This window comes from Paracoccus onchidii, from assembly GCF_028294535.1.
Lineage (GTDB): Bacteria > Pseudomonadota > Alphaproteobacteria > Rhodobacterales > Rhodobacteraceae > Paracoccus > Paracoccus onchidii.
Genome location: NZ_JAQBIE010000053.1, coordinates 1 through 7,500 on the forward strand (window position 1 = coordinate 1; position 7,500 = coordinate 7,500).

A 7,500-nucleotide genomic window follows, 5' to 3' on the forward strand; every position below is an offset into this window, starting at 1 on the left:
CCTCCAGCATGATATCGCGAATATCGGAACCGCTGATCCCGGCATTCGCCACAGCGCGCCAGGCGATGATTTCGCGGTCATGGGAATAGATGAGGAAGGCACCGGGGATGATATCGCCGTTCCAGCAGGCAAACTCGAAGTCATCGCTGCACCAGCGCAGGTTCGATCGCATGACGATCACCTTGCCGTCGTAAACATGCTCGGGACGTTCCGAGTATTCACGCGTCAGAACCAGGTTATGGCTCAGATTTCTCGAACCAGCTCGGGGTGACCGGTGCCAGGCCCTCCGAGCGCAGCTGGCGGTTCAGGATCGTTGTGATCCGTCTGTAGCCACAGGTTGGCCAGGCCGCCACGAGTGCCGTGCTCAACGCCGCCATCGCCGCGTCTTGCGCCTTCTGATAGCGCCGGCTAGGCTTTGTCCCTCCATTCAGCCGGTCAATCAGCTTGGAGCGGGTCACGTCCGGGGCTTCAGCCACGACCTTCACCGGAAATCGTCCTTCAGCGACGACCGTGCGAGCAAGGTGTTTTTTTGACCGTGGTTTGTCCAGTGCCTCGCGCAGGATCTCGGTCTCGAGCGTCTTGCGACCGAGCAAACGATGGAGTTCGCGGATACGATCCTCCAGCTGGCGAACGACCCTGTTGCTGGTGACGTCATCGCCCTCGGACACCGCAACACCCCCCCTTTGAGCATGAGCCTGCGCCAACGATGCAGCAGCTTCGCAGCTACGCAATTGGCGCGCGACCACCGAGATGCTGCTCCGGTCGTCCACCCCCCCCCTCCACGATCCGCAGCTTCTCGGCCGCGCTCCAGCGCCCGCGGCGACCGCCATCGGTGATGATCTCAATCTCAGACATAAGTACGTGCTCACGCATATGCCTAAGCCTCCATGGTTATGCCTAAGTGTTCGATCGAAACGGGGGCCAGTTCAGTAGGGGACCAACTGCTCATACCATCCAGCTATCACGCTGGATTCACGCAGTGAATCCCTCTCCCGATTTGCACAACTAAGCCGATCAGCAGGAAAAGGTCGCTCACATTCCAACTTCAATTCGCGATAAAACCGCAATTCGGAACTTGATTTTATGACTTACTGGTCGGGTTCATAAGGAGGGAAGGCTATGCAAAACGCGGTTCGTAATGTCCTGAAACATTATGCGAGCTTTTCGGGGCGCGCCAAGCGGCCCGAATACTGGTGGTGGGTCCTGTTTGTATTTTTGCTTCTTCTTGCAGCGCGCCTGATCGACTATTCCGTGATCATGCCGCTGCTCGGTGCGACCTCGGATCAACGGCCGAACAGCCAGCCGCTGAGCGTGATGGTTGCGCTGGCCACGCTTCTGCCCACGCTCGCGGTCGGAGCGCGGTGCCTGCATGATACCGGGCGAAGCGGCTGGTGGTTGCTCGTCGGCCTGGTTCCCGTCGTCGGCATTCTTGTGTTGCTTTATTTCTTCCTGAAACCGAACGCCGAGGAAAACCGTTGAGATGTTGTGACCTCCGCCCGGTATACCATCAGGAAAGGACCTGAAATTTGCTACTCATTCGCATTGTTTTTGCCTGCAGCGGCCTCTTGATCATGGCTGGTTGCACATCTGAAGAGTTTACTTCGGCCTATACAGATGCAGCATTAGGATCGGTCGGTCCGAGACCGGAACAGCAGATGAACAGCGCAATCGAGCGCGCGGGACAGGATGCGATCGCAGGAGTTGATACCTCGGAATTCAGTGCGCTCGAATAAGCCCGCGCGATCAGCATCCGACTGTGGCATAGGCGGACGGGCGCCGGGACTGTCTTGAACCTTGTATATCCGGGCCGGTCCATGCGGATTGAGACACTAAAGCGTCGAAGCGCTCGCCGAGCATTATGGCGAACTGATTGCGGGCTGCGAACCATTCCCGGACGTTTCGACCATTCTTCTCGAACTTGGGGATGGCGACGTAAATCAGCTTGGTCGCCTTCCTAGTCGGTCGAGAAAGAGCCGCGCGTCTTGATCGATTTTCCGGATCACGCGGTTCAGGCTTTCTATGGCACTCGTTGCGGCGTTCGCTTACTGAAAGACCTTCAGCGTCAGCCAAATCACGCCGAGGAGTATGGGCTGGTGCAGGAGGTAAATTGAAAGAGTGTGGCGCCCGAGCCATGCGAGCCGCTCCTTCAGAACCGTCGACGGTGATGGCTTGGGGTTCCACAGTTTCGCAAAGACAATGCCTACAAGCAGCACCGATACCCAGGGCACAATCGGTAGCAGATCAAGTGCTGGGCGAACTGCCCGGCTCAAACCCGTAAACGACCAGAATACCGATTGAAGAGGATGGAACCCCGACAGATGGAGCGCGATTATCCCGGCCGCGGCGATCGCGGTCAGGATCGGCGGCACATGAAGAAGCGCGAGGCCCGCGAGGCTGCATACCGCGATCGAATGAAGAATGCCGAAGTAGATGAACCTCGATGGCATGGCCGCAAAGGTCGCGATTGAAATCGCCGAGGCAGCGAGGCCGACTATGGCCAGTCGGCGCCAGAAGCTTCGCCATCGAATTTGTTCGCCATGCGCCAGAACGAGGCTCATTCCAGCAAAGAAGAAAAAACTTCCGGCGATGACACGTGCCAGGACATACCATCCGTCCGAAATGGTAGTTCCCGGTGGCAAGATCCCGAATATCTCGAGATCGCGCGCGAAATGGAAGACCACCATCCCCACCAGAGCAACGGTTCGCCCGATGTCGACAGCGAGGATCCGAGGCATCGTGCTGCCGGTGTCGGTCAATTTTCTGAAGCGGCGTTGCGCAGGTTCTCGAGCACGGTGTCGCATTGTGCGGCGCTGCCCACGATGGGCTCTGACGTTTCCACGCCGGACAAACCCGACATATCAGCGGTCGCGCGCATCAAAACCTGGTCCACGTCTTCGGGGGTCATGATGCCTTCCTCCTGTGCGGCCTGAACGGTCGAGCAAATGCCCGCACTCAATCCGGTGGCAATGCCCCTACCGACCGCGCCGCCTCCGATAAGGGCGCCGCCGAATGCCGCGCCGATGACGACACCGAGTACCAGACAAATCACAGCGATGAGGGCTTTGCCCATCTTCCAATCTCCCGATTCTACAGTTTGTGTTGTGCGCCTCGATCAGAGGCGCACGACCCTCAGAGAGTTCCCTCGTTGGTCAGCGAGGTTATGCCCGCTGTCGTCCCGTTCGAGTAGCCGATGCAGCTCCACCGCGCTCGCTGCGGTCCGACGCCGACGATGACTTCAGTTCCGGCCTGCGAGAACGACGAGCTCAAGAGCACGACGTCGGGATTGTTCGTGGTGCGGGTGACATCCCTCAGGCACGCCTGTTCGGCAACAGTGGGTGTGCCGCCCCCGGAATTTTCACCGGAGTCCTCGACACACCCCGCGAGCACAACCAATCCGGCAACGACAAAGATCACTTTTCCATTTAGCTTCATGACATCTTTTCCTTTTTTGATGTGCGTACATGATCACTCGATACCGATAACAACGTTGAAATTGGCGACGGATTTCGTTTGGTTGATCACCTCGATGATATGGTCGCCCGACTGCCACAGTTCTCCACGATACTCCTGGTTGCTCGTCATCCGATCCAGCAGGAACGTCCGGTCGGGATTGAAGATCTGGTACGAAATCGCCTGACCTCGCGGTGCAACCCGGACGTACAGGTTCTGACCCGAACTTGCACCGATGAAATACCGGCGAGCCTCGCCGGGGCTGAGCGAGCCAGAGAGTTCCCCCCGGCCGTTCCGGTCGCGAAGTGCACCCGTTCCTCTTCGCCGCCACCGTCTGGTTCTGCCGACGGCAACTGAACCGCAGCCCCTGTCCCCTCGATGAGGAAATCGCCCGCCGCCCAGCCTTCGAACCCGGGGTCGGCCAATGTTGCGATACGGCACCATCGCCGCCCCTCGGCCATGCGGCATCCGAAGTTCCGGACGTCCTGGCCACTCGACAATTGTGTGACGATCGCCGCGCCTGCCGATGGCGCGGCGCGCATGTTCAACGAACCGCTGCTGGAGACTGCGACTGCCCAATAGTCCGGCCCGCCCTGAAGGCCATCGGCGAAGTCGGCCTCCATCCGGCCCCCCGTTGCACCATCAACCGAGATATCGACGGTGTAGTCCGAGCGCTCGTCACGGCGGGCAGCGGACCGTATCATGTAGACCGACACAGTGTATTCGCCCGAAGCTGGCAACTGACCCATCCAATCGTTAAATGGATCGGTGAACTGTCCATTCCCGAGGGCTTCGTCGCCGGGCTCGCGACCTGGCGCATATACGTTGAAGTAAGTTGCAGTATTGGAGGGTGCGAGCACGACGCGCATCGTCTGTCCCGCCTCGGCCCCAACACGGTACAAGACCGATTCATAGCCGACGATGCTGTCTGAAATACTTGTTCCCGCACTTCCTGGCGCAAACCTGACATCGACGCTGCGCATGCCCTGTGCGAATGCCGAGGTCGTGGATAACGAAATTACGGCGGCCACGATCACGCCTCGAAACACGTGCATCTGGGGTCTCCTCTTCTCGTTCTTCGTGCGGAACCGTCGTCACTTCCAGAAGGGCGTACTGAACGCCTCGTTGGCATCGGCGCTTCCGGGCTCCATGAAATCGTGGCGCGAGTCGTCGGTGAAGTAGCTCCAGAACGCCTCGGCCAGCACGGGGTCGCGTATCTCGAACGCGCCCTCGGCCTGTCGGGTCTCGAGGAAAGCGCGGTAGGCATCCAGCGGCTCCGGGCCCAGTTGCTGATAGGCGATACGACCGCCGTATTCATCGTAAAGCGCTTTGTTAATCTTCCACTGACGGATCATGGCCGTCGCCATCGACCTCTCCATGTCCTCGACCTGCGCAGCTTCCCCTTCTGTCAGCTCCTCATCGCTCGTTAAACCCGCCTGTTCCTTTCCAGCGTGCAGACTATCGAGAAGCCGTCTTATTTCGGCCTGTTCGACGGATATGCCTTGTTCGAGAGCATAGTGGTCAAAGAGCCTGCTCAGGATCGCGTCCTTCAGCTCGGCTTCATCTGCCGTGGTGAGTTCATTTCCAAGTACCGCTGCGGTAACACTGCCCGCTCCGACAGGTTCGAATTTGAGGATCGAACCGTCCGCCATTGTGGCAAGGAAAAGATTGCCTTCATCAAACGTGTAGCTGCGCACCCATTCGAACTGACCGAGATACTCCTCGGAAATCGACGTGGGGGTGCAAAGCGCCCTTGTCGCGGCAATGGGCCCGAAGCGGATGGTACCCTCGGCTTCGGATTCCCAACTTCCAGTTCCGCGATTGCAATCCGCCTTCACAGCAACGGTTCCTTCAGGCAGGAATTCCATCGTGTAGTTCGACCGATCGTCCGGGGTCATGGTCGTATCGTTCATCGACTGGATCTCGACCAGTTGCCAACTGGAACCCGTGAGATCCTGGGCGCCGGCGTATCCGCAGACCGCGAACGGTACGAAAGCAACGATCATTCGGGCAACAAACTGGTTCATTCTGGCCTCCGTCACTTCTTTCGGGCGTTTCAGTTCTCGGGAAGTACAAAGAATAGATCCGCTTCATCTTCAGTGCAGCCGGTATCCGGTGTCGCTGTCGGATCTTCGATGAAGGACACAACCATGGATATGGCGCATCGGTTCAGGTTGGCGACCTGAGCGTGAAAGCCGGAAGGAAAAACGACATGAGTGACATTGGGCATGGCAGCAAGTGCCTCGTCGGCAAGAAAGGCCGGTGTCTGAACGTCGAGTCCGCCAGTCAGGGCCAGCACGGGGACGTCCGACCGCACTATCTCGTCCGAGGCCTCTGAAAGCTCGGGCACATCGATCACGTCGCAAAGCGCGACATACTCGAGGACTACGGATCTCCCAAACCTTTCTGCGTAGGTGGTCAGGCTACTGTCAGCGGCCTTATCGAGCGGCCGCGGGGGATCGTCCGAACATACCATTGCCAAGTGCATGAGGAGCGGCATGCCGCTTTCATCGTCCGCCAGAGAAGCGACGGATTGGTTCAACGCTTGTTCCGCCAAAACTCTTGCGAGGGCGTCCCGGCCCGCTGAAATCTGCTGCTGCAGAAAGCTGGGCAAGGCGCCGACGCCATACTTGCTTGTCTGCAACCCGTAGATCGTCGCGGCCAGCGCTTCCGGACGGACGGTCACGTCGACATCACCGGTCGCGGGAGCGCCATCAGGAAGCGTGACTGACACGATGACAGGCTCATCCCCTAGAACGCCGAACACATCCTCCACGAGGGCCGGAATGTCGAAGGTCGCGGCGCAGTCCTTTTGCCGCATGCAGAGCTCGGTCATGCTGTCCAGGCCCCACTGTGCCCGTTCCGTCCGGTTCTCCGTCCAGCTCTTCGTGGTCGGTGTCTCGATTCCGTCCAGGATCACGGCCGCGAGGCTCTCGGGGAATTCCCGCATCACGAACTGGCCGAGGAGCGTCCCGTAGGATGAGCCGTAGAAAATGAACTTGTCGTAGCCAAGGGCAGCCCGTGCATCGTCCACGTCCGCAGCGCTCTCGACGGTGTTGTAGGAGGCAAGATCGACACCATCCGAGGTGTGCCTGTCGATACACGCTTGAAATGCATCGAGCGAAAGCTTTTCCGCCGCCTTGGAATCGAGCCGGTTGACGATCGCCTCCTTGGCGGCATGTCGTGTTTCGGGGCAGGTAAGGGCCGGCTTCGAACGAAACGTCCCGCGTTGTTCCAGCAGTACGACATCACGGTTCTGCAGGACGGGACCGATGAGTTCCGATTGAAAGAGAGCCATCTCTTCTGCCTTGATCATGGTTTGGCCGGGTCCGCCGGCCAGCATGAAAAGCGGCGATGCACCCGTGGGATCGACTGCGCGAATGCGCATGTAGGCGAGATCGATCTCGCCGTGCGTCTCATCCGACCGGTTCTCACGGACCGTAACGTAGCCGCAATCCGCACCGGAATTCTCGGCCATGGTCTCTGGCAATTCGACGAAACACTCGGGCAATTTCGTCACCCGTGGCGTTTCCTGAGCAAGCAAGGTTTCGGTGCTTGCAAGAATGACCAGAGGCGCGAGACCAAATTTCGATATTCGCAATGACCCATCCTCTGAAAGTGGAACGCCGCCGCAGGCAATCACTGGCCGGCAGCGATCCTCAATTCAGCGTCAGTTGCATTCTGGGTAAAGATAGCGGTCTGCGTCCGACACGTCCATGGGACATTCACGCGGTGCCGAATTGTACCAGTGCGTTATCCGGGTGTCGCGTTGCCCTTAACATGGGTCATCCTCACTTTGTGTGTCATGATCTGACAGAGCCTCGCAGATTGAAGGGATCGGATCGTGGTTTCGAAGAAACACTGGGCGCCAACCGGCATCGTCGAGGTTGGTGGGGTCTGCAAGTCTGAGACAAGCGCTTGGGTCGTTTCAGGCGGTTTTGTCGCAAACTTTCGACTTTCTGGGCGCGCATGATATGTCAGCGTTGTCAGGGAGTTGGAAAAAGGCGGTTGGCGTGATCGAGTTCAAGGGCGTACATTATCCGAAGTCCG

At 58.7% G+C, this 7,500-nt stretch carries 7 protein-coding genes and 2 pseudogenes; 1 reads left to right on the forward strand and 8 read right to left on the reverse strand.

The annotated features are described in order from the left end of the window. Positions 1-873, reverse strand: a pseudogene (locus PAF17_RS19740) (transposase); the annotation flags it as partial. Positions 874-1,119: 246 nt separating this feature from the next. Between PAF17_RS19740 and PAF17_RS19745 the strand changes: the two are divergent. Then, complete coding sequence (locus tag PAF17_RS19745; protein ID WP_271890780.1) at positions 1,120-1,479, forward strand: DUF805 domain-containing protein; 360 nt, start codon at positions 1,120-1,122, stop codon at positions 1,477-1,479. A 354-nt stretch (positions 1,480-1,833) separates the two neighbouring features. On the opposite strand, the pseudogene PAF17_RS20265 reads toward PAF17_RS19745, so the two are convergent. The 7 genes and pseudogenes from PAF17_RS20265 to PAF17_RS19775 all read right to left on the reverse strand — a co-directional run. Continuing rightward, positions 1,834-2,030, reverse strand: a pseudogene (locus tag PAF17_RS20265) (IS256 family transposase); the annotation flags it as partial. A 12-nt stretch (positions 2,031-2,042) separates the two neighbouring features. Further along, entirely contained in the window at positions 2,043-2,756 is a 714-nt protein-coding gene (locus PAF17_RS19750) for a DUF1624 domain-containing protein (RefSeq protein WP_271890781.1), read from the reverse strand. Beyond that, positions 2,753-3,070, reverse strand: a complete 318-nt coding sequence (locus PAF17_RS19755; RefSeq protein ID WP_271890782.1) for a hypothetical protein — start codon at positions 3,068-3,070, stop codon at positions 2,753-2,755. The genes PAF17_RS19750 and PAF17_RS19755 overlap by 4 nt, the downstream gene beginning before the upstream one ends. A gap of 59 nt (positions 3,071-3,129) precedes the next feature. After that, on the reverse strand, positions 3,130-3,432 hold the full coding sequence (locus PAF17_RS19760; protein ID WP_271890783.1) for a hypothetical protein: 303 nt from the start codon (positions 3,430-3,432) through the stop codon (positions 3,130-3,132). Between the two features lie 146 nt (positions 3,433-3,578). Continuing rightward, entirely contained in the window at positions 3,579-4,505 is a 927-nt protein-coding gene (locus tag PAF17_RS19765; RefSeq protein WP_271890784.1) for an SH3 domain-containing protein, read from the reverse strand. A 39-nt stretch (positions 4,506-4,544) separates the two neighbouring features. Further along, positions 4,545-5,477: an META domain-containing protein gene (locus PAF17_RS19770; protein ID WP_271890785.1), complete on the reverse strand. Its 933-nt coding sequence runs from the start codon at positions 5,475-5,477 to the stop codon at positions 4,545-4,547. Positions 5,478-5,506: 29 nt separating this feature from the next. Then, positions 5,507-7,051, reverse strand: coding sequence for an alpha/beta fold hydrolase (locus PAF17_RS19775; RefSeq protein ID WP_271890786.1), 1,545 nt, complete (start codon positions 7,049-7,051; stop codon positions 5,507-5,509). Between the last annotated feature and the right edge of the window lie 449 nt (positions 7,052-7,500).

Excerpts from the sequence above, each read along its gene's own strand:
- PAF17_RS19745 (WP_271890780.1), top strand. The coding sequence starts at position 1,120 with ATGCAAAACGCGGTTCGTAATGTCCTGAAACATTATGCGAGCTTTTCG.
- PAF17_RS19755 (WP_271890782.1), bottom strand. The coding sequence starts at position 3,070 with ATGGGCAAAGCCCTCATCGCTGTGATTTGTCTGGTACTCGGTGTCGTC.
- PAF17_RS19760 (WP_271890783.1), bottom strand. The coding sequence starts at position 3,432 with ATGAAGCTAAATGGAAAAGTGATCTTTGTCGTTGCCGGATTGGTTGTG.
- PAF17_RS19765 (WP_271890784.1), bottom strand. The coding sequence starts at position 4,505 with ATGCACGTGTTTCGAGGCGTGATCGTGGCCGCCGTAATTTCGTTATCC.
- PAF17_RS19770 (WP_271890785.1), bottom strand. The coding sequence starts at position 5,477 with ATGAACCAGTTTGTTGCCCGAATGATCGTTGCTTTCGTACCGTTCGCG.